This is a genomic window from Sulfuritalea hydrogenivorans sk43H, from assembly GCF_000828635.1.
Lineage (GTDB): Bacteria > Pseudomonadota > Gammaproteobacteria > Burkholderiales > Rhodocyclaceae > Sulfuritalea > Sulfuritalea hydrogenivorans.
In genome coordinates, this window is the sequence record NZ_AP012547.1 from 3,196,148 (window position 1) to 3,221,220 (window position 25,073).

The following is a 25,073-nucleotide window of genomic DNA, read 5'->3' on the forward strand; positions in this document are numbered from 1 at the left end:
GCCGGCTCGGGAATGGACCTCTCCAAGTTTCGCGGCCTGCTGATCGACGACATTCCCGAGATGCGCTCGTCCGTGCGCATCCAGCTCGCGGACTGCGGGGTGGAAAACTGCGACACGGCGCGCAACATCAAGGAGGCGCTGGCACGGATTGCCGTCAATCGCTATGACCTGATCATCTGCGACTACAACCTCGGCCAGGGCGCCGACGGCCAGCAGTTGCTCGAACTCGTGCGGCGACGCAAGACGCTGCCGCTGACCACGGCCTTTCTGATGATCACCGGCGAAACCGCCTATGAGCAGGTGTCCACCGCCGCCGAGTACGCGCCGGACGACTACCTGATCAAACCCTTTACCTCGCAAACCCTGTACACCCGGCTGGAACGCATCATCGACAAGAAGCAGGCGCTGCGGCCCATCTATCTCCATCTCGGCGAGCGCGGCGACAAGCAGAAGGCACTGGCCGAATGCGATGCCCTGCTCGCACAGCAATCTCGCTATGCGCTGGATGTGATGCGCCTCAAGGGCGACCTGCTGCTGGCGATGCAACGCAATGAAGAAGCACTGGCCCTCTATCAGGGTGTCCTCGATCAGCGCGCGACGCCGTGGGCCTCGATCGGCCAGGCGCGGGCACTGGCCGCCAAAGGCCATGAAGCGGCGGCCAGGGAACATCTGGGGAAAGCGCTTGAAGCCTACCCGAACTACCTCGCCGCCTACGACTCCCTGGCACGCCTGCTGGAAAAGGAAGACCGGACCGCGGCTCAGCAACTGGTGGAACAGGCGTTGAAGGTCGCGCCCTCGACCCAGCGTCAGCGCCAGCTCGGCGCCCTGGCCCTGGACAACAAGGATTTCACCCGCGCCGAAGAGGCCTTCCAGCGCGCCGTGGAAAAGGATCGCACGGGATTTTTCAAGAGCCATGACGACTACGCCGGCCTGGCAAAGAGCCGCGTGGAACAGGGCAAGGTCAAGGAAGCGCTTGCCGCGGTCAAGGACATGGGCCAGCACTTCCAGCGCACACCCGAACTGGCTGTACACCAGGCGGCGGTGGAAAGCATTGTGCACGCCAAGGCAGGCGACGCCACGGCAGCGAAGGCGGCCCTTGAGCGGGCCCTGGCAGCGGTGGAGCCCGGCATGGAGGTGGCGGCCTCGCTCGAACTCGCCAACGCCTGCTTCGCCTCCGGCGACCAGGAGCAGGCCAGGCGAATACTGAAGAATGTGGCCGAAGACCACCAGGAAAACGAAGCGGTGCTGGAACGGGCGCAAGGGGTCTTTCGCGCCGCCGGCCTTGAAAAGGAAGGCGAGTTGTTCCTCGAAGCCACCAAGACAGCCATGGTTGCGCTCAACAACGACGCCGTGGCCCTGGCCAAGTCGGGGGAGCTTGAAAAGGCCAGTGCCATGCTGGACGAAGCCGCCGACCGCCTGCCCAACAACGCGCAGGTGGCCATCAATGCGTCGATTGCGGCAATGATGCAGATCCAGCGCCATGGCGCTTCGGCGGAGCTGGTCGACAAGGCACACCGTTACATCGTCCAGGCCGACCGCGCCAACCACGAGCACCCGCGCCTGGGCGAAGCGGTCGAGCTCTACCGCAAGTTCGCACCCGAAGGGGCGCCGACGCTGGCGCTGGAAACATGAACCCGCTGATTGCCGGCTGCATCCACGACGCCAAGAACGGGCTCAACCTGCTCAACACCTGGCTGGAAGAAGCCCGCCGCACGGCGCCTTCGCCTGCGCTCGACGAAGCCCGCGCGGTCGCTGCCCGAATCGGCGCGCAACTCGTCGAGTTGCTGGCGCTCTACCGGGCCGCAGAAAACAGCCTGCGCCTTGCGATCGAGGATCACGACCTGATCGACTTCTGCCAGGAAGTCACCGGGGAAGTCATCCTGCCTCCCGGCAGCACGCATCGGATCGAAGCGAACCTCGATGCGGCAACCGCACTCGGCGCCTGGGCCTTCGATGCCTATCAGGTCAAGATGGTCCTGCAGGAAGCCTTGCGCAACGCCTTGCGCTACGGCAAGCAGCACATCCGCTTTGCGGTGGCGGCACAAAGCGGGGGCGGCCTGCGCTTCACCGTCAGCGACGACGGTCCGGGATTTCCAAGAGAAGTGCTGGATGGCGAAGCGCGCTCGATGGACAGCGGCAGCAGCGGCATCGGCCTGGTCTTTGCCCGCCTGATAGCGGAGCGTCATGCCACGCCCGACGGCCGGCATGGCCGCATCGAACTCGCCAACGATGGCGGCGCGGTGTTTTCCCTGGTGTTGCCCTGAGCAGCTTGCCGTCGATCGCCGGCGACGCCGGGCGCCCGACAATCGCCGTATCGCCAGCGCCGACTTTCAGATCACCCGATCGTTGCCGCCATCGACCGGCACTTGCGCGCCGGTGGTCTTGGCGAACAGCGCACCGCACATCTCCGCCGCCAGTTCTGCCACATCGCGGCTGGTGACTTCCGTCCCGAGGATGTTGTTCGTCTTGTAGGCTTCGACGCTGAGGCCGTAGTGCTTTGCGCGCGACACCAGCACCTCGTCTGTCCACAGTCCGGTGTCGAACACCGCGTTCGGATGCAGCGAATTGATGCGGATGTTGTCGCCGCCCCACTCGAGTGCCGCCACGCGCGCGAGCTGGTTCAGCGCCGCCTTCGAGGCCGAATAGGCCGCCGCGCCAGGGCCCGGGGCCGGAACGTTCTTCGAGCCGATGATGACCACGCGCCCGCCGCGCGGCGCGAGTTTCAGGAAGGGATGCGCCTCGCGCATCAGCACGAAGCCGGCATCCAGATTGACCTGCATGACCTTGCGCCATTCGTCCGTCTTCAATGCGTCGATGCGACAGCCGCCGGGAAAGATGCCGGCGTTCAGCACCAGCATGTCGAGTCCGCCGAAGGCATCGACAGTGCGCGCCAGAGCGTCTTTCAGCGAGTCTTCAATGGTGACGTCGCAGGCGATGCCGAGGAAATCCGGCCGCTGGTACAAGGCGCAAATCGCCGGATTCAGGTCGAGGCCGACCACCGCCGCGCCGCGTGCCAGCAGGGCATCGACACAAGCCTTGCCGATACCGGAGGCAGCACCCGTCACCAGAGCCACTTCGCCGGCGAAGGCCGCCGGCTTGCCGCCTTTCTTGAGCTTGGCCTGTTCCAGATCCCAGTACTCGACGTCGAAAATATCCTGGGCCGGCAGTGCCCGATAGCCGCCGAGCGCCGTGGCGCGGGCGATGATCTCCATCGTGTGCGCATAGATTTCGGCGACGATGGCGGCATCCTTCGCCGACCGGCCGACGGCGCACAAACCAAGTTCCGCATCGAGCACCACCCGCGGCGCGGCGTCGAGCATCGTCTTGCGCTCCCTGGCCAAAGGTTCATGGGCGGCGAAGTAGGCGCGGTAGGCGTCGGCATAGGCCTGCACGTCGCGACCAAGCATGGGCAGGCGCTTGGTGCGGATCACATGGTCCGGCGTCGCCGGCCCCTGCCGGGCAATGGTCGCCAGATCGTCGCGGCGGACAAAGGCCATGGCCTGCGCGTCGGCATGCCGCGCCAGCACCACGGGGAAGCCGGCGACGGCCGAAATGTCCTTGCGCAGGCTGGCCATGGCAATCGCCGATCCGGCATCCGCGCCGACCGGCAGATTGCTTGCCGGTGCGATGTCCCAGGCTTTGTTGCGCTTGAGGTAATCCTCGGCTCGCCCCACCAGGTCGATCATGCGTTCGTAGGATTCCCGCGCGGTTTCGCCGAAGGAAAAAATGCCGTGGTTCAGCAGCACCATGCCGATGGTTTGCGGTCCGGCCTGTTTCGAGAATTGTTCCGCGCACAAGCGCGCCAGGTCGAAGCCGGGCATGACGTAGGGAACCACCACCACCGCATCGCCGTAGATCTCGCGAATGCGCGCTTCGCCATCTACCGAGTTGGTGATGGTGACCACCGCATCGGCGTGGGTGTGGTCGACGTACTTCCAGGGCAGGAGGGCATGGAGAATGGCCTCGACCGATGGCACCGGGGCCGAGGCCCGCGTCATGTGGGTCACCAGTTCATTGACCATGTCCGGGTCGGACAGGCTTGGCAGGCCGGCGAGACGCTTGAGGTGGCCCAGGTGTACCGGTGCGAAACCGCCCTCTTCGATCTTTTCCAGATCCCAGCCGCTGCCCTTGACGTAGAGGATATCTTCGTCTTCACCGAAGACGTTCTTTCCGACCGCCTTCACCGAGGTGTTGCCGCCACCATGCAGTACCAGCGTCTTGTCGCGACCGAGCAGGCGGGAGGTGTAGACGCGTCGACTCAGGTCGTCGGCGCAGGCGGCCAGTTCGCTGTCCTTGAATAGATTATTCATGCGTTCCACTGCTCCAGGGTGCCGGGCCGGACGATGCCGCGCTCGGAAATGATGCCGTCGATCAGGGCCGCCGGCGTCACGTCGAAGGCCGGGTTGGCGACCGGCGTGTCGCCGGCGCCGAGTTCTTCCGCGGCACGCTCCTCGATCGGTATCCGGTCACCCGAGGAGCAGGCGAAATCGATGGTCGACAAGGGCGCGGCAACGTAAAACGGCACGCCATGCGCCTTCGCCGCGAGCGCCTTGAGATAGGTGCCGACCTTGTTCGCGGTGTCGCCGTTGGCGGCAATGCGGTCGGCGCCGACGATCACCAGGTCGACCTTGCCCTGCATCATCAGCAGCCCGGCGGCATTGTCGGCGATCAGGGTATGCGGCACGCCGGCTTCGCGCAGTTCCCAGGCGGTGAGCAGGCCCTGGTTGCGCGGCCGCGTTTCGGAAACCCAGACATGCACCGGCAAGCCGGCGGCATGCGCGGCATAGACCGGTGAAATCGCCGTGCCGTTGTCGACCGTGGCCAGGCGGCCCGCGTTGCAATGGGTCATGACGTTGATGGGGCGACTGCCCTGTTGTCTTGCCTGCAACAACGACAGCCCGTGTTGCCCGATCGCGGCATTGGCGGCCTTGTCTTCCGTGGCAATGGCGCGCGCCTCATTCCAGGCCGCATCACGCCGTGCCGCCAGCGCCGACTCTTGCAGCACGCGACGCATCCGCGCCAGCGCCCAATGCAGATTCACGGCCGTGGGCCGTGTCGCGGCCAGGGTGTCGATCACATGGTTGAGGCGGGTATCGCCGGCATCGTCCGCCAGTCCCAGCGCCACACCGTAGGCGGCGGTGGCGCCGATCAGCGGCGCACCGCGTACCTGCATGACGCGAATGGCATGGGCCGCGTCTTCCAGCGAAACCAGGCGCAGCATCACCGCTTCGCTCGGCAAACGGGTCTGGTCGAGGATGAGAACGGACTCATTGCGACCACCCGCGTCTTCGATCAGCGTTGGATAATCCTTTTGCCCACCCCCCATCCCCCACCCCAAGGGCGGGGGTGACTTGGGTTCGCCGGACACGCCGGCTCCGGGTTCAGGCTGCCCCGCCTTGGGGCGGCCCGGCGGCGAGGCGCTCAATTCAATTTGCCGTGGCAGTGCTTGTATTTTTTGCCGCTGCCGCAGGGGCAGGGATCGTTGCGGCCGACCTTGGGCGTGTGCCGCTCGACCGGCTGCGCCGGCTTTTCCGCGGCAGCGCCGAGCGCTTCGTCGTAGTCGGCGTGGTGGTACTGCACGTTCTCCAGCTGCGGCGGCGCTTCCGCTTCCTCGATCTGCTCCTCGCTGCGCACTTCGACCGTCAGCAGCAGTTTGGAGACTTCGCTGCGCACGGTCTGCAACAGGCTCTCGAAGAGTTCGAAGGCCTCGCGCTTGTATTCCTGTTTCGGATTCTTCTGCGCGTAGCCGCGCAGATGGATGCCCTGTCGCAGGTGATCCAGCGCCGAAAGATGCTCGCGCCAATGCGTGTCGAGGCTTTGCAGCATGACGTTGCGTTCGAAGCCTGCCCAGGCGGCGGCATCGACGTTGCCGGTCTTCTCCGCGTAGGCGGCATCGCCGGCATCGAGCAGGCGCTTCAAAATCTCGTCATCGCCCAGCTGCGGCTCGGCCTTGATCCATTCGCCGACCGGCAGCTTGAGATGCAGTTCCGCGGCCAGCGCGGTTTCCAGGCCGCCGATGTCCCATTGTTCCTCGACGCTTTCGGCCGGGATGTAGAGGCGGAAGGTATCGTGGATCTGCCCCTGGCGCATGGCCGTGATGGTCTCGGAAATGTCCTCGCTGTCGAGCAACTCGTTGCGCTGCTGGTAGATCACCTTGCGCTGGTCATTGGACACGTCATCGTATTCGAGTAGCTGCTTGCGGATGTCGAAGTTGCGCTGTTCGACCTTGCGCTGCGCGGATTCGAGCGAACGACTGACCAGCGGATGCTCGATGGCTTCGCCCTCGGGCATCTTGAGGCGCACCATGATGGCGTTGAGCCGCTCGCCGGCGAATATCTTGAGCAGCGGATCGTCCAGCGCCAGATAGAAACGCGAGGAACCCGGATCGCCCTGGCGACCGGAACGGCCGCGCAACTGGTTGTCGATGCGGCGCGACTCGTGGCGCTCGGAACCAATGATGTGCAGGCCGCCGGCAGCCAGCACCTGGTCGTGCACCTTCTGCCAGTCAGCCTTGAGCGCGGCGGTGCGGCTTGTCTTCTCTTCAGGGCTCAGCGACTCGTCGTCACGGATGGCACTGGTCGGTTTCTCGATGTTGCCGCCGAGCACGATGTCGGTGCCGCGACCGGCCATGTTGGTGGCGATGGTGATCATGCCGGGGCGGCCGGCTTCCGCCACGATTTCGGCCTCGCGTGCATGCTGCTTGGCGTTGAGCACCTGATGCGACAGCTTTTCCTTGTTGAGCAGGTCGGAGAGCAGCTCGGAATTCTCGATCGAGGTGGTGCCGACCAGCACCGGCTGGCCGCGCTCGTGACAGGCGCGGATGTCGGCGATGATCGCGGCATGTTTTTCCGGCGCGGTGCGGTAGATCTGGTCGTTCTCGTCCTTGCGGATCATCGGCCGGTTGGTCGGGATCACCACGGTTTCGAGGCCGTAGATCTGGTGGAATTCGTAGGCTTCGGTATCCGCCGTGCCGGTCATGCCGGCGAGCTTGCCGTACATGCGGAAATAGTTCTGGAAGGTGATCGAGGCGAGCGTCTGGTTCTCGGCCTGGATTGCCACGCCTTCCTTGGCTTCGACCGCCTGATGCAGGCCATCCGACCAGCGCCGGCCGGACATCAGCCGCCCGGTGAATTCATCGACGATCACCACTTCGCCGTTCTGCACCACGTACTGCTGGTCGCGGAAGAACAGGTTGTGCGCGCGCAGGGCAGCGTACAAGTGGTGAATCAGCTGGATATTGGCCGGCTCGTAAAGGCTGCTGCCCTCGGGCAGCATGCCGAGGCGGGTCAGGATCTCCTCGGCCTTTTCGTGGCCGGCTTCGGTGAGCAGCACCTGATGCGACTTGAGATCCACCGTGAAATCCCCGGTATCGACCTCGCCCTCGCCCTTCGCCGCCTCGCCACGCGTGAGCAGGGGCGGCACGGCATTCATGCGCAGATACATTTCGGTCTGGTCTTCGGCCTGGCCCGAGATGATCAGGGGCGTGCGCGCCTCGTCGATCAGGATCGAGTCCACTTCGTCGACGATGGCGTAACTGAGCCCTCGCTGCACGCGCTCGGTGGCGGCATAGACCATGTTGTCGCGCAGGTAGTCGAAGCCGAATTCGTTGTTGGTACCGTAGGTAATGTCGGCGGCATAGGCGGCCTGCTTCTCGTCATGCGGCATCTGCGACAGATTGACGCCGACGCTCAGACCGAGGAAGCGGTAGATGCGTCCCATCCAGTCCGCATCGCGACTGGCCAGGTAGTCGTTGACCGTGATCAGGTGCACGCCCTTGCCGGGAATCGCATTCAGATAGACGGCGAGCGTGGCGGTCAGCGTCTTGCCTTCGCCGGTACGCATTTCGGCGATCTTGCCGTAATGCAACACCATGCCGCCGATCAATTGCATGTCGAAATGGCGCATGCCGAGCACCCGGCGACCGGCCTCCCGGACCACGGCGAAAGCTTCCGGCAGCAGGTCATCGAGCGACTCGCCCTGGGCATGGCGACCGCGAAACTCTTCGGTCTTCGCCTTCAGCGCGTCATCGGATAGCTGCGAAATGGCCGGTTCGAGCGCATTGATGCGGGCTACCGTCTGGGAATACTGCTTGATCAGCCGATCATTGCGGCTGCCAAAAATCTTTTTCAAAAAGCCGGAGATCATGGGGAACGCGGCCGCGAATCGACCGGGAAAAGCAAAGCGGCGATTTTAGCATGCGGGGAGGACTCGCCTCCCGCAATGCTCTGGGATCAGTGCCGGTGGACGGCGGGTCCCTTGGTCGCCTGCGCCATGCGCAGGAAGCGATCGGGGTTTTGCGCCAGGCCACGAATGCGCACTTCAAAATGCAGGTGCGGCCCGGTGGAACGCCCGGTGGAACCGACTTCGGCGACCTTCTGGCCGCGCTTGACCATCTGCCCGGCCTTGACCAGAATTTTCGACGCGTGGGCGTAGCGCGTGGTCAAGTCCTTGCCGTGGTCGATTTCGACCATGTTTCCGTATTGCGGATGCCGTTCTGCATTGATCACCACACCGGCCGCGGCGGCATGGATGCCGGTACCGGTGGTTGCAACAAAATCCACGCCTTCATGCATCGCCCGCTCGCCGGTGAAAGGATCGACGCGCCAGCCGTAGGTTGAGGCGTTCCATTGCGCTTCGACCGGCAAGCTTGTCGGCAGCAGGCTTTTCTTGATGCGGTCCTCCAGCAGCTGCGATTCGATCATGGAAATCGCGTCGGATTTTGCCTCGACCTGGTTCGCCAGGGCATCGACCGCGCGCTGCAGTTCCGTGGGAGACATTGCCGCGGGCAGCATCAGCGGGCCGCCACGGCCTCCTGACTTCACTTCGAAGGCCTTGAGGTCCTGGGGCTTGACCCCCGCCATGCCGGCCAGTCGCTCGCCCATGGTGTCCAGACGCATCAGTTGTGCCTGCATCTCACCCAGCTTGACCGCCATGGCATTGAGGTTTTCCCGGACGAAATCCTTGGAACGCTGGGTCTCTTCGGCATTCACTGCCCGAACCAGATCCTGCAGGAAGGGCAGCCGGATCTCCGCCGCGTGACGGACGGTGACATAGGAAAACAGCGAGGACAACACAAGGACCGAGCCAAACAGGGCGGCCACGAATAGTGCCGTATGGCGCCAGGTCAGCGTAATGCTTCTGGCGGTTGCCAGCCGGTCGGAGACGAGAATAATATGCATCCCTTCCCTCCCTTCAGGTTCGTTTGCGATGACAGCGCGCAGTCTCCAGGAACATCTTGCCTCCGGTGACAGCATGGCGCGGCTTGCGGCCCACGCCCAACGTCTGCTCCAATTCCAGCGTCTTCTGGAAGCTGCGCTGCCGGCGGCGCTGAGGCCTCATGCCCGGGTAGCCAACTTCCGTCTGGGGAAACTATTTATCCACGCCGCCAACGGCGCGGTCGCCGCGAAAATCCGTCAGTTCGGACCACGTCTCGCCAGCGATTTATCGAACAAGGACGCAAAGGTTACCCAAATCGAGGTCCGAGTGCAAGCCCGGAACCCTGCCCCGGCGCAGTTTCCCCACGAAAGGCCCGCTCTGCCTGGGTTAAAACAGAAGCAAGGACTTACTGAGCTGGCTCACCAACTGCCGAGCGAGTCCCCTCTCAAAGGGGCATTGGAGCGCCTGCTGCGCAGCGTCAAAGAATGATCAGGCGTTCGGCGGCCATCAGAACCAGGACCAGCAGCACGAAAATCAGCGCGACCTTGGCGACCCGGACCGACAGGGCCAGATAGCGCCGGTCACGCGTAAACAACCAGGCGACAAGGCCGCTGCCAATGGTGATCGCCGTGAGGATGCCGACGATCCGTAGCAGCAGCATGGCCGAACCTGCTTCTAAACCAGTTGGGGATACAGCCGGGCGATGCCTTCCGGCGCCTCTTCGGCATGCTGGAAACTGACCAGTTCCCAGGCGGAGGCATCCGCAAGCAGCTCGCGCAGCAGCAGATTGTTCAGCGCGTGGCCGGACTTGTGGGCGGAAAACGCCCCCAGCAGGGGATGGCCGGCGAGGTAAAGATCGCCGATGGCATCGAGAATCTTGTGTTTGACGAACTCGTCGGCGTAACGCAGGCCGTCGCTGTTGAGCACCCGGTACTCGTCCATCACGATGGCGTTTTCCAGGCTGCCGCCGAGGGCCAGCCCCTGGTCACGCAGGTTTTCGACGTCCTGCATGAAGCCGAAGGTGCGGGCCCGGGCCACTTCGCGCAAATACGACTGATCGGCAAAGTCAATGCGGGCGCGCGAGGCGGAGCGATTTACTGCCGGATGATTGAAAACAATGGAAAATTCCAGGCTGAAGCCATCGAAGGGCGACAGCCGCGCCCATTTGTCGCCATCCTTGACCTCGACGGTCTTCCTGACCCGGAGGAATTTCTTGGCGGCCTTCTGTTCTTCGATCCCGGCCGACTGCAGCAGGAAGACAAACGGCGCCGCCGAGCCGTCCATGATCGGCAGTTCGGCCGCATCGACATCTATATGGATATTGTCGATACCGAGTCCGGCCAGGGCCGACATCAGGTGCTCGACGGTGGCGACCTTGACCCCGTCCTTTTCCAGGCACGACGCCAGCCGGGTATCGCCCACACCGAAGGGGTCTGCCTTGAGGTCGACCGGCGGCGTCAGGTCGACCCGGTGAAAGACCACCCCCGTGTTCGGCTGCGCCGGACGCAGGACGAGCGACACCTTGACGCCGGAGTGGAGACCCACGCCGGTGGCCTTGATGACTGATTTCAGGGTGCGTTGACGAAGCATCGGGCTGCGATGTAAATGGAATGATGCGGGGCAACAAGTTTATCACGCAAGCCCGGTCCGGCGGGAGGAGGCGCCCGCGGGACCGGTTGCGGAACCGACATTTCAGTCGGACTGGCGACGCAGGAAGGCGGGGATGTCGTACTTGTCCACGCCGGAAGCCGCCATGGCATCCGCCTGCGCATTGCGCGGCGCACTGCCGCGCGCACTGCTGGTAACGCTCGAAAGATCGATCTGCGCCTGGCCGATTCCTGCATCGTATACAGGCAGGTTGTCGGTGCCGGTGCGCAGGCCGACGGTCTCGACCACGCTCATCCGCGGCTTGACCGCCTCGCGCACCACCACGCCGCCGAGACCGGTGGCGACCACGGTGACCCGCAACTGGTCTTCCATGGTCTCGTCGAACACCGCGCCGCAGATCACGGTCGCCTCGGGCGCCGTGTATTGGCGGATGGTGTTCATCACCTCCTTGTACTCCTTGAGGCCGAGCGTGGTGCTGGCGGTGATGTTCACCAGTACGCCGCGTGCGCCGGAAAGCTCGATGCCTTCCAGCAGCGGGCTGGCCACGGCCTCTTCGGCGGCGACGCGGGCGCGATCGACACCGGCGGCGACGGCGGAACCCATCATCGCCTTGCCCATCTCGCCCATCACGGTGCGCACGTCTTCGAAGTCGACGTTGACCAGGCCAGGTACATTGATGATTTCGGCAATGCCGCCGACCGCGTTGCGCAGCACGTTGTCGGCGGCCTGGAAGGCTTCCAGCATGCTCACTTCGTCGCCGAGCACTTCTTCGAGTTTCTCGTTGAGGATGATGATCAGCGAGTCGACATGGCGGGCCAGCTCGGCCACCCCTTCTTCGGCGAGGCGCTTGCGCTTGCCCTCGTACTCGAAGGGTTTGGTGACCACGGCCACGGTCAGGATGCCCAGTTCGCGCGCCACCTCGGCAACGATCGGGCCGGCGCCCGTTCCGGTGCCGCCACCCATGCCGGCGGTAATGAACACCATGTGCGCGCCGGTCAACGCCTCGGCAATCCGTTCGCGGTCGAGGATCGCCAGATCCCGGGCCTTTTCCGGCTTGCCGCCCGCACCCAGACCCGGGCCGAGTTGCAATTTCACGTGGGCGGTGCTTTTCTTCAGCGCCTGCGCATCGGTATTGCAGCAAATGAATTCGACGCCGCCGACACCTTCGCGGATCATGTGTTCCACCGCGTTGCCGCCCGCGCCTCCGACGCCGACCACCTTGATGATTGTCGAACCCGCGTCCGGTTCCGGTGTTCCTACTTCCTCAAGTTCAAACATTCTCGCCTCCTGAAAAGACCCACTGCATCAAAAATTCCTGGTGAACCATGCCTTCATCCGCCCCAGAACCTGCCCGAAACTCCGGGGGCTCTGCGCTTTCATGCCGCGTTGGCGCTGCGCCACCCCTTCCAGCAACAAACCCATGGCCGTGGAGTAGCGCGGATTGCGCACGTAGTCGCGCAAGTTGCCGTCGTAATGCGGCATCGCCAGCTTCACGGTGTTGTGAAAAACCTCCTCGCCCAGATCGGCCATGCCCGGCATCTGCGCGGCACCGCCGGTGAGAACAATGCCGGCACGCAGCAGGCGCTCCTTGCCGCTGCGGTGCAGTTCCTCCTGCACCTTCTGGAATATCTCCTCGACCCGCGGCTGGATGAAACCGGCCAGGGTCTGGCGCGACAGCTGGGTTGCCGGGCGATCGCCGACGCCGGGCACTTCGATCATGTCTTCCGGATCGGCCAGTTGCTGCAGGGCGACGCCGTAGCGCATCTTGATGTCCTCGGCGTCTTGCGTCGAGGTGCGCAAGGCGATGGCAATGTCGTTGGTCAGCTGGTCGCCGGCGATCGGGATCACCGCGGTATGGCGGATCGCGCCCTGCACGAAGACCGCGATGTCGGTGGTGCCGCCGCCGATGTCGACCAGGCAGACGCCGACGTCTTTTTCGTCCTCGGTCAGCACCGCGTAGCCCGACGCCAGCGGTTGCAGCACCAGGTCGACCACTTCCAGGCCGCAGCGATGCACGCACTTGACGATGTTCTGCACGGCGGTGACGGCGCCGGTGACCAGATGCACCTTGACGTCGAGCCGCTTGGCGTCCATGCCGATCGGCTCCTTGACGCCATCCTGGCCATCGACGATGAACTCCTGCACCAGCGTGTGCAGGATCTGGTCGTCGGCAGAGATCGAGGTCGCGTTGGCGGCCTCGATGGCGCGCTCGACATCGAACTGGGTAACCTCCTTTTCCCTCACCACGGCCATGCCGGTGGAGTCCTTGCTCTTGATGTGGCTGCCGGCGATGCCGGTATATACCTCGCGCACCTTGCAGCCGGCCATCATTTCGACTTCGGCGATCGCCTTCGAGATCGAATTCACGGTGGACTCGATGTTGATCACCATGCCGCGCTTGAGGCCGCTCGACTCCTGCGTGCCCATGCCGAGTATGCCCAGCCGGCCCTCGGCATCAAGTTCGCCGACAATCGCCACGATCTTCGAGGTGCCGATGTCGAGGCCGACGATCAGGTCACGTTTTACTTCTTTAGCCATCAGCTTTTGCTCGCCCGCAGGGCGAATCCATTGGGATAACGCATGTCCACCGTGCCAACGGCCTGCAGGCGGCTCTTCGCCGAACTGCTCGCCGCTGCGTAGTGGGTCGTGAATCGTGTCAGCCGATCCGCCAGCGGGTGCTTGGGCTGATCGCGGCCCAATTCCAGCAGCACGCCATCGTCCAGCTTGATTTGCCAGGCCTCGCGGGCCGAAAGGTGGATCGCCACCGGCTTGCGTCCGATGGCCGTGAGGCTGTCGCTGAATTCCTGATAACGGGCCAGCACGCGGGGTGCGGAGCCTTCCGGACCGGCGAAGGCCGGCAGCGGCTCGCGCGTCGAGGCTGAAAACACCTCGCCACGCGTATTCACCAGTCGCGCCTCGCCTTCCTGCTGGGTCCAGCGGGCGGCAGCCCGATGTTCTTCCAGTTCAAGCTCGATACCGTCCGGCCAGAGGCGGCGCAACGACGCGACCCGCACCCAGGGCATGCGCTCGAAGGCCGCCTGCGCGGTTTCCAGATTCACAGTGAAGAAGTTTCCTGACAAGGCAGTGCGCGCCGTGTGTTCGATCTGCGCGCGCGAGACCTGATCCAGCGCGGTGGTCACTACCAACTGCTTGAGCGGAAACACCGGCAGGCGTTGCAGGGCCATGGTGCCCGCCCATGCCAGCAGGACGCCGCCGGCCAGCAGCAGCAGGTCGGCCAGCAGGTTGATCAGCGTCGGCCGATCCCAGAAGCCATCGTTGCTGCCCGGCTCGACCCGGGAGTTGCCCCGCGCCTTAGCCATAGCGGGCCTCTTCGAGCAGCTTGAGTACCAATTGCGGAAATTCGATGCCGGCCGCCCGCGCCGCCATCGGCACCAGCGAATGGTCGGTCATGCCGGGGGCCGTGTTGGCCTCCAGGCAGTAAATGCGGCCGGCCGCATCGAGCATCAGGTCCATGCGGCCCCAGCCGCGTCCGCCGAGCACGGCATAGGCACGCAGGGCCAGGTCGCGCATCTCGGCTTCACTTTTCTCGCCGAGGCCGCTCGGAATCCGGTACTCGGTGTCGTCGCGCAGATATTTGGCGTCGTAGTCGTAGAACTCGGTCGCCGGCACGATGCGGATCACCGGCAAAGCCTGGCCGGTAAGGATGCCGACGGTGAACTCGCCCCCGGCCAGATACCTCTCGGCGATCACGCAGGAGTCATAGCGCGCGGCCAGCTCATAGGCAGCGCGCAGCTCGCCCGCCTGCTTGACCTTGCTGATGCCGATGCTGGAGCCCTCGTTGGCCGGCTTGACGAACAGCGGCAGGCCCAGGCGCGCCTCGATGGCGGCAAAGTCACTGGCGGCATCGAGCACAACGAAATCCGGCACCGGCAGGCCGCTGGCCTGCCAGACCAGTTTGGAACGCCACTTGTCCATTGCCAGCGCGGAAGCCAGCACGCCGCTGCCGGTGTAGGGAATCGCCAGCAGGTCGAGCGCGCCCTGCAGCGTGCCGTCCTCGCCGCCGCGACCGTGCAGGGCGATGAAGACGCGCTTGAAGCCCTCCGCATGCAGCGCCTCGAGCGCCTTGTCGCGCGGATCGAAACTATGGGCATCGACGCCGGACGCACGCAATGCGGCCAGCACCGCTGCCCCGCTTTTCAGCGAGACCTCGCGCTCGGCCGACTTGCCGCCCATCATCACCGCCACCTTGCCGAAATCCATCAAACTCCTTCTCCGTACATCCCGGATTGACCGCTCCGTGCGCCCAGAATGCGCACCTCGCGCACCAGCGAGACGCCAAACTTTTCCGCCACTTCAGCCTGAACCCGGCCGATTAGCATTTCTATCGCACTAGCACTCGCCGCACCCTTGGGATTAACGATGAAATTCGCATGCTTTTCGGAAACCTGCGCGCCATCGATCTGTGTGCCCTTGAGCCCGGCGGCTTCGATCAGGCGCGCGGCATGGTCGCCCGGCGGGTTCCTGAACACCGAACCGGCGTTGGGCACAGCCAGCGGCTGGGTCGCGATGCGTCGCTCCAGCAGTTCGCGCAGACGTGCGCGCGCCGCTGCGGCATCCCCGGCCGGAAAGCGGAACCATGCCGCGGCGAAGATTTCGTCGCTGGCGCTTTTGAGCCCGACGTGGCGATAGCCGATGGCGAAATCTTCCGGCGTGCGGATGACCTGCTCGCCGTCGCGATTGAGCATCAGCACGCGCTCCACGTAGCGCCAGGTCTCGCCGCCGTGGCAGCCGGCGTTCATCGCCAGCGCGCCGCCCACCGTGCCCGGGATGCCGGCCAGGAACTCCGCCTCGGCACAGCCCTGGTTGCCGACGAAACGCGCCAGCTTGGGCGAGGCGACGCCAGCCTCGGCGTAGAAGCTGCCGTCCGCCTCGCGGCGCAGGGTATCGAGCACGCCATGGGTGAAAATCGCGGTGCCGTCGAAGCCGCCGTCGCGGATCAGCAAGTTGCTGCCGAGGCCGACCATCAGCAGCGACTCGTCGTGGCGCAACCCGGCAAGAAAGGCCGCGAGATCGTCCAGGTCCGCCGGGAAATAGGCTCGCGCCACAGCGCCGCCGGCGCGCCATGACACATGGCCCGCCATCGGCTCGTGCTGCCGTAACTCGCCGCGCAAGACTTCAGCCATCCGTCAGCTTCCCCGGCACGCCGCCGATGGAACCGGCGCCCATGGTGATCACCACGTCGCCGTCGCGAACGGCCGCGAGGATGGCCGCCGGCATCGCCGCGATGTCTTCGACGAATACCGGCTCGACCTTGCCGGCGACGCGCATTGCGCGCACCAACGCACGGGCGTCGGCGGCGACGATCGGCGCCTCGCCGGCGGCATACACCTCGCCCAGCAGCAGGGCATCGACGCCATTCAACACCTTGACGAAATCCTCGAAGCAGTCCCGCGTCCGCGTGTAGCGATGCGGCTGGAAGGCCAGCACCAGCCGGCGGCCGGGGAAGGCGCCGCGCGCCGCCGCCAGCGTTGCCGCCATCTCGACCGGATGATGGCCGTAGTCGTCGACCAGCGTGAAATGCCCACCGCCCGGACACGGGACCTCGCCGTGACGCTGGAAGCGCCGGCCGACGCCGCGAAAATCGGCCAGCGCCTTGATGATCGCCGTGTCGCCAACGCCGACTTCCGTGGCCACCGCGATGGCCGCCAGCGCGTTCAGCACATTGTGGCGTCCCGGCAGGTTGAGCACGATCGGCAAACGGCTGACATTGCCGTTGGTGCGCACGCAGGTGAAGCGCATGGTGCCGCCGTCGGCCACGATGTTCTCGGCGCGGAAATTCACCTCGCTGTCGATGCCGTAGGTGACGATCTGCTTGGCCACGCGCGGCATGATCTCGCGCACGTTGGCATCATCGCCGCAGACCACGGCAACGCCATAGAACGGCAGGCGATGCAGGAAGTCTACAAAGGCCTGCTTCAGCCGGCCGAAATCGTGGCCGTAGGTTTCCATGTGGTCGGCGTCGATGTTGGTGACCACCGAAACCACGGGGGACAGGAAGAGGAAAGAGGCATCCGATTCATCGGCCTCGGCCACCAGGAATTCGCCGCTGCCGAGCTTGGCGTTCGCTCCCGCCGAATTCAGCCGGCCGCCGATGACGAAGGTCGGATCGAGGCCGCCCTCGGCCAGGCAACTGGCGACGAGGCTGGTAGTCGTTGTCTTGCCGTGGGTTCCGGCAATCGCGATGCCCTGCTTGATGCGCATCAGCTCCGCCAGCATCTGCGCCCGCGGCACCACCGGCACCTGGCGCTCGCGCGCCATGAGCACTTCCGGATTGTCCTCGCGCACGGCGGTCGACACCACCACCGCATCCGCCGTCGTGGCGTTCTGCGCGCTGTGGCCGATGGCGATGCGGATGCCTTGTGCCGCGAGGCGCCGCGTCGTCGCGCTTTCGGCGAGGTCGGAGCCGCTGACCTCGAAGCCCTGGTTGGCCAGCACCTCGGCGATGCCCGACATGCCCGAACCACCGATGCCGACAAAGTGAATGCGTTTGACCTTGTGTTTCATGGGAGAAAACCTTCTGCCTTGCTTTTCATTTCGCCACCTCCTGGCAAATTCTCGCCACCTCTGCCGTCGCCTCCGGCCGCGCCAGTGCGCGCGCCTTTTCGGCCATTTGTGCAAGCTGGCTGCGTGACAAATTCCTGATCTCGGCCAAGCGCGCCGGCGTCAGCTCGCTTTGCGGCAGCAGAATCGCCGCCCCCGCATTGCTCAGGAAACGCGCGTTCGCCGTCTGGTGGTCATCCACCGCATGCGGGAAGGGCACCAGCAAACTGGCCACACCAGCGGCTGCGAGTTCCGCCACGGTCAATGCGCCGGCGCGGCAGATCACCAGGTCGGCCCAGTCGTAGGCGCCGGCCATGTCGTTGATGAAGGCCACGCAATCGGCGTTGACGTCGGCCGAGATATAGCGGCTCTTCAGCATCGGCAGATGCTTCTCGCCGGCCTGATGCACCACCGCCGGCCGCTCGCTTTCCGGAATCAGCGCCAGCGCTTTCGGCAGCGCCTCGTTCAAGGCCTGCGCGCCGAGGCTGCCACCCACCACCAGCACGCGCAGCGGACCGTCGTGCTGCGCATAGCGAAGAGTCGGCGCCGGCAGCACGGCGATTTCCGGGCGCACCGGATTGCCCACCCACTCGCCGTTCTTCAGCGCATCGGGGAAGCCGGTGACGATGCGATCGGCGACACCCGCCAGCACCTTGTTGGCCAGGCCGGCCACCGAATTCTGTTCGTGCAGCACCAGCGGAATGCCCTGCAGGGACGCCATCATGCCGCCCGGGAAACTGATGTAGCCGCCCATGCCCAGCACCACGTCGGGCTGGATGCGCTTGAGCTGTTTCCATGCCCCGATGAAACCACGCAGCAGGTTGAAGGGCAGCAGGAGCTTCCGCAGCAGGCCCTTGCCGCGCAGCGCGGAGAAATGCACCCAGGCCATTTCGTAACCGCGGCCGACGGTCAGCTTCGCTTCCATGCCATCCGGATGGCCCATCCAGGCGATCTTCCAGCCTTGTGCCTTCAAGTACTCAGCCACGGCCAGCCCCGGCATGATGTGCCCGCCCGTGCCGCCGGCCATGACGAGGAGGGTTTTCATGGGAAAAGGCTTTCACCGCAGAGACGCAGAGGCGCAGAGAAAATCAGGAACGAGAAGGAGCAATTGCCTTTCTCTGCGTTGCCTCTGCGCCTCTGCGCCTCTGCGGTGAGATTGAATTTCATACCTGTTGCCCCCGCATCAACTGTCGATTCTCCCAGTCGACCCTCAGCAATATGCCGAGCGCCAGACAATTGGCGACGATGCCCGAGCCGCCGAAGCTCATCAGCGGCAGCGTCAGGCCCTTGGTCGGCAGCAGACCCATGTTCACGCCCATGTTGATGAAGCCCTGCACGCCGAGCCAGATGCCGATGCCCTGCGCGACGAGGCCGGAATGCACGCGGCCGAGCACCAGCGCCTGGCGGCCGATGACGAAGGAACGCTGCACCAGCAGCGCGAACAGGCCGACCACGACGCAGACGCCGACGAAGCCGAGTTCTTCGGCGATCACCGCCAGCAGGAAGTCGGTGTGCGCCTCGGGCAGGTAGAACAGTTTCTCGACACTGGCGCCGAGGCCGACGCCGAACCATTCGCCGCGGCCGAAGGCGATCAGCGCGTGCGAGAGCTGGTAGCCCTTGCCGAAGGCGTCCTGCCACGGATCCATGAAACCGAAGATGCGCTCGCGGCGATAGGGCGACACCCAGATCATGATCACGAAGCTGACCGCCAGCACCACCACCAGCACGCCGAATACGCGCGCGTTGATGCCGCCGAGGAACAGGATGCCGGTGGCGATGCAGAGGATCACCACCAGCGCGCCAAAATCCGGCTCCTTCAGCAGCAGGAAGCCGACCAGCACCATGACCAGCGCCATCGGCCCGAAGCCGCGCAGGAAGCTGCCCATGTCGTCGAGCTTGCGCGTGGTGTAGTCGGCGGCGTAGAGCACGACGAACAGCTTCATCAGCTCCGACGGTTGCAGGTTGATCGGGCCGAGGCCGATCCAGCGCTGGGCGCCGTTGACCGAACGGCCGACATGCGGAATCAGCACCAGCAGCAACAGCACAACTCCGGCCAGGAACAGCCAGGGCGCCGCCTGCTGCCAGAGCCGCAAGGGAATCTGGAAGGCCATGACGCCCGCGACGAGACCGACCGTGAGGAACACCGCGTGGCGGAACAGGAAATAGGCCGACTGGTTGCCGGTGAAGCGGCTGCCCTCGGCCATCGCGATCGACGACGAATACACCATCACCAGGCCCATCAGCAGCAAGCCGATCGCCGGCCACAGCAGCAGGCTGTCGAGTTCGGCGGGCGCGTGCGGCGCCGGCGCGGCGTAGGCGCGATTCACGCGACGTGCTCCAGTGCATGGACGGCGGCAACGAAGACCTGCGCCCGATGTTCGTAGTTGCGGAACATGTCGAAGCTGGCGCAGGCCGGCGACAGCAGCACGGCGTCGCCCGGTTGCGCTTGGCGCTGGGCGCGGCGCACGGCGTCGTCCATGTCGTTTGCGGTTTCGATCGCCACGCCGGCGCCGGCGATGGCCTTTTCGATCAGCGGTCCGTCGCGCCCGATCAGCACCGCGGCGCGCGCATGCCTCGCCACGGCTTTGCCGAGTGGAGAAAAATCCTGCCCCTTGCCGTCGCCGCCGAGAATCACCACGACCTTGCGCCCCAATCCGCCGAGGCCGTTCAACGCCGCTACCGTGGCGCCGACATTGGTACCTTTGGAATCGTCGTACCAGCTCACGCCATCGATCTCGGCAATCTTTTCGACGCGATGTGGCAGGCCGCGGAAGCCACGCAAAGCCGGCAGCAAGGCGTTGGCATCGAAACCGAGGCTGGTGCACAAGGCTAGGGCCGCCATCGCATTGGCCGCATTGTGCAAGCCGGCCAGCGGCAGTTCGGAGACCGGCAACAGGAAGCGCTCGCCCTGCACGATCCAGGGTTCGCCCCGATTCGGACGCAAGCCGAAATCCTCGTCCGCCGCGGGGGCGTCAAGGCCGAAAGTGATGATGTGGCGATCGGCCAGCGCCATCCGGCGCACCCTTACGTCGGCACGGTTCAGCACCTGCACGCCCGGTGCGCCCTCGGCGCTCTGGAAGATCCGCGCCTTGGCCGAGGCGTACTCGTCGAGATCGATGTAGCGATCGAGATGATCGTCGGAAATGTTCAGCACCGTCGCCGCAAGCGGGTTGAGTGTCGCCGTGGTCTCCAGCTGGAAGCTGGACAGCTCGAGCACCCAGATCTGCGGCAGGGCGTTTGCATCCTGCGCATCCATCAGGGCCGTCAGTGCCGCCGGGGAAATGTTGCCGGCGACGCCGACGCTCTTGCCCGTGGCGCGCAGCAGGTGCCCGGTCAGCGCGGTGGTGGTGGTCTTGCCGTTGGTGCCGGTAATTGCCAGCACCGGCACGTTCTGTCCGAGGTCGCGCAAGCCCAGGGCGAACAATTCGATTTCGCCGACCACGGGAATGCCGGCAGCGCGGGCGTGGATCACCACCATCAGGCCGCCCGACAGCCCCGGCGAAAGGACAAGCAGGTCGACACCTTCGAGCAGCGCCTTGTCGAACTCGCCGCTGCGAAAGTCGGCGCTGGAGACACGGCGATTCAGCTCGTCCAGATACGGCGGCGCCGTGCGCGTGTCCGCCACCCGCACCCGCGCCCCCTGCCGCGCGCACCAGCGCGCGGAGGCCAGCCCCGATTCGCCGAGACCGAGGATGAGGACGTGTTTGCCTTGCAGGTTCATCGTATCTTCAGTGTCGACAGTCCGAACAGCACCAGCAGGATGGTGATGATCCAGAAGCGCACCACCACCTGCGTCTCTTTCCATCCGGTCTGCTCGAAGTGATGATGCAGCGGCGCCATGCGCAGGATGCGCCGGCCTTCGCCGTAGCGCTTCTTGGTGTATTTGAAGTATCCGACCTGGAGCATCACCGACAGGGTCTCGGCGACGAACACGCCGCCCATGATGAAAAGCACGATTTCCTGGCGCGCCACCACGGCCACCGCGCCCAGCGCCGCGCCCAGCGCCAGCGCGCCGACGTCGCCCATGAACACTTCGGCCGGGTAGGCATTGAACCAGAGGAAGCCGAGGCCGGCACCGGCCAGCGCGCCGCAGAACACCGTCAGCTCGCCGGCGCCGGGAATGTAGGGCAGCAGCAGGTATTTCGAGAACACCGAGTTGCCGGCGACGTAGGTGAAGATGCCCAGCGCCGCGCCGACCAGCACCGTCGGCATGATCGCCAGGCCGTCGAGGCCGTCGGTCAGGTTCACCGCGTTGCTGGTGCCGACAATCACCAGGTAGGTCAGCAGGATGAAGCCGAACATGCCCAGCGGATAGGTGACGCTCTTGAAGAAGGGCACGATCAGGGCGGTCTGCTGCGGCAGTTCCAGCGTGAAGCCGGAGGACACCCACTGGAAGAACAGTTCGACCACCTTTTCGTTGTTCGGCGCGGAAATCGAGAATGCCAGATAGATTGCAGCGACCAGGCCCACCACCGACTGCCAGAAGAACTTTTCCCGCGCCGACAAGCCGTCCGGATTGCGATAGACCACCTTGCGCCAGTCGTCAACCCAGCCCACCGCGCCGTAGCCGAAGGTGACGATCAGCACGATCCAGACGAAGCGATTGGAAAGATCAGCCCACAGCAGCGTGGATACGCCGAGCGAAATCAAAATCAGCGCGCCGCCCATGGTCGGCGTGCCGGCCTTGACCAGATGCGTCTGCGGCCCGTCGGTGCGCACCGACTGGCCGATCTTCTTCGCCGCCAGCCAGCGGATCACCGCCGGGCCGAAAACGAAGGAAATGGTCAGCGCGGTCATGGTCGCCAGCACCGCGCGCAAGGTGATGTAGCCAAAGACATTGAAGCCGCGAAAATCCCTGGCCAGCCATTGGGCGAGTTCAAGCAGCATTCACAACTCCTTCGTCCACTATCGCCGCAACGACGCGTTCCATGCGCATGAAGCGCGAGCCTTTGACCAGCACGGTGGTCTCCGGGTCCAGTTCGACCTGCAATGCCTTCACCAATTCGTCGAAACGTTTGAAGTGCTGCCCGCCGACGCCGAAATTGCGCGCGGCAGCCACCGACATTTCACCCAGGCAGAACAGGCGGTCAATGCCGTGGCTCTTGGCATAGCCGCCGACCTCGTCGTGGAACTGGCCGGCCGCGGCGCCGGCTTCGCCCATGTCGCCCATGACGAAAATCCGCTTGCCGGGAACGGAAGCCAGCACGTCGATCGCGGCGCGCATCGAATCCGGATTGGCGTTGTAGCTGTCATCCACCACCAGCGAGCCCTTGCGCCCGGCGCGCCGCTGCAGCCGCCCCTTGACCCCGCCAAATCCGGCCAGCCCCTGCCTCACGGCGTCGAGCGGGGCGCCCGCCGCCAGCGTCGCGGCGGCGGCGGCGCAAGCGTTGCGGGCGTTGTGGCCGCCGGGTACGGCGAGCGTCACGTCGATGTCGCCCCAGGGCGTCTGCATGTGCAGGTCGCCGCCCAGGCCATGGCTCGTGAATTTGCCGCGCACGTCGGCCGGCTGGTCGAGGCCGAAGCTCACCTGCCGGCGATCCCGCGACAACTCGCGCCAGATATCCACCTGCGCGTCGTCGGCATTGAATACGGCGATTCCGTCGTCGGCCAGGCCGACGAAGATTTCGCCCTTGGCCAGCGCGACATCCTGCACCGATCCCAGGCCTTCCAGATGCGCGCGCTGGGCGTTGTTCACCAGCGCCACGCTGGGTGCCGCCAGGCGTGTCAGATAGTCGATCTCTCCGGCGTGATTCATCCCCATTTCAATCACCGCCGCGCGATGCGAGGCGCGCAGCTTGAGCAGGGTCAGCGGCAGGCCGATGTCGTTGTTCAAGTTGCCGATCGTCGCCAGCACGCTGTCGGCGCCGCCGTGCTGCGCACGCAGGATCGCGGCGCACATTTCCTTGACCGTGGTCTTGCCGTTGCTGCCGGTGATGCCGATCAGCGGAATGGCAAAGCGTTCGCGCCACCGAGCCGCCAGCGCACCGAGCGCGAGGCGCGTGTCGGTGACGCAGATCAGCGGCAGATCGGGATCGGCGGCGAAGTCCTGGTTCACCATCGCCCCCGCCGCACCGCGTGCGAGAACCTCGGTGACGTAGGCATGGCCATCGAAATGCTCGCCCTTGAGGGCGACAAACAACTCCCCGGGAGCAATGCTCCGCGAATCGGTGGAGACGCCGCTGAAGCCCGCATCGGCGCCCAGTGTCCGGGCGGCGATGGCGCTGGCGGCCTGATGCAGGGTCATCATCATGATTGCCGCGCCCCTCGCCGTGTCGGACTCTGTCTGCCGGGGATTCGGCTTCGCCGGCCGGCAAGCGCCGACTTTGCTGCGTCGATGTCGGAGAAGGCATGGCGCACGCCGCCGATCTCCTGATAGGGCTCGTGCCCCTTGCCCGCCAGCAGGATCACGTCGCGGTCGTCTGCATCCGCGATGGCTTCGTCAATGGCTACTCCGCGGTCGGCCTCGATCAGCGGCCGCCGGTTCATTCCGGCGAGAACGCCGTTGAAGATGACTTGCGGGTCTTCGCCGCGCGGGTTGTCGCTGGTAAGCACCACGCGATCGGCCAGCCGCTCGGCGATCGCGCCCATCTGCGGCCGCTTGCCGGGATCGCGATCGCCGCCGCAGCCGAACACGCAGACCAGTTTGCCGTTACGCGCGGCAGCGGTTTCGCGCAACACGCCAAGCGCCTTTTCCAGTGCGTCCGGCGTGTGGGCATAGTCCACCACGACCAGCGGCTCGCCACTGCCGCCCAGCGCCTGCATGCGCCCCGGCGGCGGCTGGATCCCTTGCAGCACGGCGGCGATAGCCTCCAGCCGCTCCCCGCGCGCCAGCAGCGCGCCGATCACCGCAAGCAGGTTGGAGGCATTGAAGCGGCCCACCACGGGCGCGGCGAAGTGCACGCCGCGCAGATCGAATTCGATGCCGGCAGCGCCCATGGCGAGGTTTTCCGCGCGCAACAGGTCGTCGCCGACGCAGGCCGGATCGAGCGTGTAAGCGATCAGGTGAAGGCGACCGCGCAGCCTGGCCGCGAGTTCCGCGCCGAAGGCGTCGTCGAGATTCACCACGGCCGCCGCGAGGCCGGGGGCGAAGAACAGCCTCTCCTTGGCTGCCGCGTAGGTCGCCATGCTGCCGTGATATTCCAGATGGTCGCGCGTCAGGTTGGTGAACACCGCGACATCGAAGGCCGCGCCATGGACCCGGCCCTGATCGAGGCCGATCGACGAGACTTCCATCGCACAGGCCTCCGCGCCCCGCGCAAGAAATCCGGCCAGCGCGGCATGCAGGGTGATGGCATCCGGCGTGGTGTTGGGGCTTTCGTCGAGTGCGTCGAGGAAGCCGTTGCCCAGCGTGCCGATCACCGCGCAGCGATGCCGCAGGGCATTCAGCGCCTGTGCGATCCACTGCGATACCGAGGTCTTGCCGTTGGTGCCGGTAACACCGGCCAGCCAGAGATGTTCGGAAGGGCGGCCGTAGACAAGATGCGCGATCTCGCCGGAGAGCGCCGCAAGCCCCGGCACTTCAACAATCGCCGTCCCGCCAGCGCCGACTTTTTGAGCCTCCGGAACGCCCGCCTCCGCGATCACCGCGACGGCGCCCCGCGCCACCGCCTGCGCGATGAAGTCGCGGCCGTCGGCCTGCGCGCCGGGGAAGGCGACGAAGACGTCGCCCGGCTGCACACGGCGCGAGTCGGCGGTAAGGCGCTGCGCAACAACGCCCTTTCGTTCGAGCTGTTCGAGGATCGTCATCG

Annotated in this window: 21 protein-coding genes; 3 read left to right on the plus strand and 18 right to left on the minus strand. The window is 65.3% G+C overall.

Annotated elements, in window-relative coordinates; genetic code table 11:
- The first annotated feature begins 12 nt into the window (after nucleotides 1-12).
- Entirely contained in the window at nucleotides 13-1,632 is a 1,620-nt protein-coding gene (locus SUTH_RS15225; protein ID WP_041100437.1) for a response regulator, read from the plus strand.
- Nucleotides 1,629-2,264: a sensor histidine kinase gene (locus SUTH_RS18665; protein WP_052473695.1), complete on the plus strand. Its 636-nt coding sequence runs from the start codon at nucleotides 1,629-1,631 to the stop codon at nucleotides 2,262-2,264. The genes SUTH_RS15225 and SUTH_RS18665 overlap by 4 nt, the downstream gene beginning before the upstream one ends.
- A gap of 66 nt (nucleotides 2,265-2,330) precedes the next feature.
- On the opposite strand, the gene SUTH_RS15235 is transcribed toward SUTH_RS18665, so the two are convergent.
- The 4 genes from SUTH_RS15235 to SUTH_RS15250 form a co-directional block, all read right to left on the minus strand.
- Nucleotides 2,331-4,310, minus strand: coding sequence for a bifunctional aldolase/short-chain dehydrogenase (locus SUTH_RS15235; RefSeq protein ID WP_041100439.1), 1,980 nt, complete (start codon nucleotides 4,308-4,310; stop codon nucleotides 2,331-2,333).
- Nucleotides 4,307-5,326 (minus strand): S-methyl-5-thioribose-1-phosphate isomerase, encoded by a 1,020-nt coding sequence (mtnA, locus tag SUTH_RS15240; RefSeq protein WP_041100442.1) that lies wholly within the window; start codon nucleotides 5,324-5,326, stop codon nucleotides 4,307-4,309. The genes SUTH_RS15235 and mtnA overlap by 4 nt, the downstream gene beginning before the upstream one ends.
- A gap of 95 nt (nucleotides 5,327-5,421) precedes the next feature.
- The gene (gene secA, locus SUTH_RS15245; RefSeq protein ID WP_041100444.1) at nucleotides 5,422-8,145 is read right to left on the minus strand and encodes a preprotein translocase subunit SecA; all 2,724 of its coding nucleotides are present in this window, start codon (nucleotides 8,143-8,145) and stop codon (nucleotides 5,422-5,424) included.
- A gap of 86 nt (nucleotides 8,146-8,231) precedes the next feature.
- Nucleotides 8,232-9,179 (minus strand): M23 family metallopeptidase, encoded by a 948-nt coding sequence (locus SUTH_RS15250; protein ID WP_041100446.1) that lies wholly within the window; start codon nucleotides 9,177-9,179, stop codon nucleotides 8,232-8,234.
- Nucleotides 9,180-9,207: 28 nt separating this feature from the next.
- Here SUTH_RS15250 and SUTH_RS15255 point away from each other — a divergent pair, with 28 nt between their 5' ends.
- A complete protein-coding gene (locus tag SUTH_RS15255) occupies nucleotides 9,208-9,645 on the plus strand; it encodes a DciA family protein (RefSeq protein WP_041100448.1) in 438 nt (145 codons plus the stop codon).
- Here the strand turns inward: SUTH_RS15255 and SUTH_RS15260 are convergent.
- The 14 genes from SUTH_RS15260 to SUTH_RS15325 form a co-directional block, all read right to left on the minus strand.
- Nucleotides 9,635-9,817, minus strand: coding sequence for a hypothetical protein (locus SUTH_RS15260; protein WP_041100450.1), 183 nt, complete (start codon nucleotides 9,815-9,817; stop codon nucleotides 9,635-9,637). The two genes, SUTH_RS15255 and SUTH_RS15260, sit on opposite strands and share 11 nt — an antisense overlap.
- A 14-nt stretch (nucleotides 9,818-9,831) precedes the next feature.
- Nucleotides 9,832-10,746 carry a UDP-3-O-acyl-N-acetylglucosamine deacetylase gene (lpxC, locus tag SUTH_RS15265; protein WP_041100451.1) on the minus strand — a complete coding sequence of 305 codons (915 nt, stop codon included), beginning with the start codon at nucleotides 10,744-10,746 and terminating at the stop codon, nucleotides 9,832-9,834.
- Nucleotides 10,747-10,848: 102 nt separating this feature from the next.
- A complete protein-coding gene (gene ftsZ / locus SUTH_RS15270; protein ID WP_041100452.1) occupies nucleotides 10,849-12,042 on the minus strand; it encodes a cell division protein FtsZ in 1,194 nt (397 codons plus the stop codon).
- A 27-nt stretch (nucleotides 12,043-12,069) separates the two neighbouring features.
- Nucleotides 12,070-13,302 carry a cell division protein FtsA gene (ftsA, locus tag SUTH_RS15275; protein ID WP_041100453.1) on the minus strand — a complete coding sequence of 411 codons (1,233 nt, stop codon included), beginning with the start codon at nucleotides 13,300-13,302 and terminating at the stop codon, nucleotides 12,070-12,072.
- Nucleotides 13,302-14,084 carry a cell division protein FtsQ/DivIB gene (locus tag SUTH_RS15280; RefSeq protein ID WP_052473696.1) on the minus strand — a complete coding sequence of 261 codons (783 nt, stop codon included), beginning with the start codon at nucleotides 14,082-14,084 and terminating at the stop codon, nucleotides 13,302-13,304. Before SUTH_RS15280 ends, ftsA begins: the two co-directional genes overlap by 1 nt.
- Nucleotides 14,077-14,985 carry a D-alanine--D-alanine ligase gene (locus SUTH_RS15285; protein ID WP_041100454.1) on the minus strand — a complete coding sequence of 303 codons (909 nt, stop codon included), beginning with the start codon at nucleotides 14,983-14,985 and terminating at the stop codon, nucleotides 14,077-14,079. The genes SUTH_RS15280 and SUTH_RS15285 overlap by 8 nt, the downstream gene beginning before the upstream one ends.
- The gene (murB, locus tag SUTH_RS15290) at nucleotides 14,985-15,908 is read right to left on the minus strand and encodes a UDP-N-acetylmuramate dehydrogenase (protein WP_041100455.1); all 924 of its coding nucleotides are present in this window, start codon (nucleotides 15,906-15,908) and stop codon (nucleotides 14,985-14,987) included. The genes SUTH_RS15285 and murB overlap by 1 nt, the downstream gene beginning before the upstream one ends.
- The gene (murC, locus tag SUTH_RS15295; RefSeq protein WP_041100456.1) at nucleotides 15,901-17,289 is read right to left on the minus strand and encodes a UDP-N-acetylmuramate--L-alanine ligase; all 1,389 of its coding nucleotides are present in this window, start codon (nucleotides 17,287-17,289) and stop codon (nucleotides 15,901-15,903) included. Before murC ends, murB begins: the two co-directional genes overlap by 8 nt.
- 25 nt (nucleotides 17,290-17,314) lie before the next feature.
- A complete protein-coding gene (gene murG / locus SUTH_RS15300; protein ID WP_041100457.1) occupies nucleotides 17,315-18,370 on the minus strand; it encodes an undecaprenyldiphospho-muramoylpentapeptide beta-N-acetylglucosaminyltransferase in 1,056 nt (351 codons plus the stop codon).
- A gap of 118 nt (nucleotides 18,371-18,488) precedes the next feature.
- Entirely contained in the window at nucleotides 18,489-19,652 is a 1,164-nt protein-coding gene (gene ftsW / locus SUTH_RS15305) for a putative lipid II flippase FtsW (RefSeq protein ID WP_052473697.1), read from the minus strand.
- Nucleotides 19,649-21,046, minus strand: a complete 1,398-nt coding sequence (murD, locus tag SUTH_RS15310; RefSeq protein WP_041100458.1) for a UDP-N-acetylmuramoyl-L-alanine--D-glutamate ligase — start codon at nucleotides 21,044-21,046, stop codon at nucleotides 19,649-19,651. The genes ftsW and murD overlap by 4 nt, the downstream gene beginning before the upstream one ends.
- Nucleotides 21,043-22,212, minus strand: coding sequence for a phospho-N-acetylmuramoyl-pentapeptide-transferase (gene mraY / locus SUTH_RS15315; RefSeq protein WP_041100459.1), 1,170 nt, complete (start codon nucleotides 22,210-22,212; stop codon nucleotides 21,043-21,045). Before mraY ends, murD begins: the two co-directional genes overlap by 4 nt.
- Nucleotides 22,202-23,575, minus strand: a complete 1,374-nt coding sequence (locus SUTH_RS15320) for a UDP-N-acetylmuramoyl-tripeptide--D-alanyl-D-alanine ligase (protein ID WP_331709756.1) — start codon at nucleotides 23,573-23,575, stop codon at nucleotides 22,202-22,204. The genes mraY and SUTH_RS15320 overlap by 11 nt, the downstream gene beginning before the upstream one ends.
- Nucleotides 23,572-25,071, minus strand: coding sequence for a UDP-N-acetylmuramoyl-L-alanyl-D-glutamate--2,6-diaminopimelate ligase (locus SUTH_RS15325; protein WP_041100461.1), 1,500 nt, complete (start codon nucleotides 25,069-25,071; stop codon nucleotides 23,572-23,574). Before SUTH_RS15325 ends, SUTH_RS15320 begins: the two co-directional genes overlap by 4 nt.
- Nucleotides 25,072-25,073 lie beyond the last annotated feature (2 nt).

What these genes read in the sequence shown, in the direction of transcription:
- SUTH_RS15235 (WP_041100439.1), bottom strand. Translation starts at nt 4,310, where the DNA reads ATGAATAATCTATTCAAGGACAGCGAACTGGCCGCCTGCGCCGACGAC.
- secA (WP_041100444.1), bottom strand. Translation starts at nt 8,145, where the DNA reads ATGATCTCCGGCTTTTTGAAAAAGATTTTTGGCAGCCGCAATGATCGG.
- murD (WP_041100458.1), bottom strand. Translation starts at nt 21,046, where the DNA reads ATGAACCTGCAAGGCAAACACGTCCTCATCCTCGGTCTCGGCGAATCG.
- SUTH_RS15260 (WP_041100450.1), bottom strand. Translation starts at nt 9,817, where the DNA reads ATGCTGCTGCTACGGATCGTCGGCATCCTCACGGCGATCACCATTGGC.
- ftsA (WP_041100453.1), bottom strand. Translation starts at nt 13,302, where the DNA reads ATGGCTAAAGAAGTAAAACGTGACCTGATCGTCGGCCTCGACATCGGC.
- murG (WP_041100457.1), bottom strand. Translation starts at nt 18,370, where the DNA reads ATGAAAACCCTCCTCGTCATGGCCGGCGGCACGGGCGGGCACATCATG.
- murB (WP_041100455.1), bottom strand. Translation starts at nt 15,908, where the DNA reads ATGGCTGAAGTCTTGCGCGGCGAGTTACGGCAGCACGAGCCGATGGCG.
- SUTH_RS15280 (WP_052473696.1), bottom strand. Translation starts at nt 14,084, where the DNA reads ATGGCTAAGGCGCGGGGCAACTCCCGGGTCGAGCCGGGCAGCAACGAT.
- SUTH_RS18665 (WP_052473695.1), top strand. Translation starts at nt 1,629, where the DNA reads ATGAACCCGCTGATTGCCGGCTGCATCCACGACGCCAAGAACGGGCTC.
- ftsZ (WP_041100452.1), bottom strand. Translation starts at nt 12,042, where the DNA reads ATGTTTGAACTTGAGGAAGTAGGAACACCGGAACCGGACGCGGGTTCG.
- SUTH_RS15320 (WP_331709756.1), bottom strand. Translation starts at nt 23,575, where the DNA reads ATGATGATGACCCTGCATCAGGCCGCCAGCGCCATCGCCGCCCGGACA.
- mraY (WP_041100459.1), bottom strand. Translation starts at nt 22,212, where the DNA reads ATGCTGCTTGAACTCGCCCAATGGCTGGCCAGGGATTTTCGCGGCTTC.
- SUTH_RS15255 (WP_041100448.1), top strand. Translation starts at nt 9,208, where the DNA reads ATGACAGCGCGCAGTCTCCAGGAACATCTTGCCTCCGGTGACAGCATG.
- SUTH_RS15250 (WP_041100446.1), bottom strand. Translation starts at nt 9,179, where the DNA reads ATGCATATTATTCTCGTCTCCGACCGGCTGGCAACCGCCAGAAGCATT.
- mtnA (WP_041100442.1), bottom strand. Translation starts at nt 5,326, where the DNA reads ATGGGGGGTGGGCAAAAGGATTATCCAACGCTGATCGAAGACGCGGGT.
- SUTH_RS15285 (WP_041100454.1), bottom strand. Translation starts at nt 14,985, where the DNA reads ATGGATTTCGGCAAGGTGGCGGTGATGATGGGCGGCAAGTCGGCCGAG.
- SUTH_RS15325 (WP_041100461.1), bottom strand. Translation starts at nt 25,071, where the DNA reads ATGACGATCCTCGAACAGCTCGAACGAAAGGGCGTTGTTGCGCAGCGC.
- SUTH_RS15225 (WP_041100437.1), top strand. Translation starts at nt 13, where the DNA reads ATGGACCTCTCCAAGTTTCGCGGCCTGCTGATCGACGACATTCCCGAG.
- lpxC (WP_041100451.1), bottom strand. Translation starts at nt 10,746, where the DNA reads ATGCTTCGTCAACGCACCCTGAAATCAGTCATCAAGGCCACCGGCGTG.
- murC (WP_041100456.1), bottom strand. Translation starts at nt 17,289, where the DNA reads ATGAAACACAAGGTCAAACGCATTCACTTTGTCGGCATCGGTGGTTCG.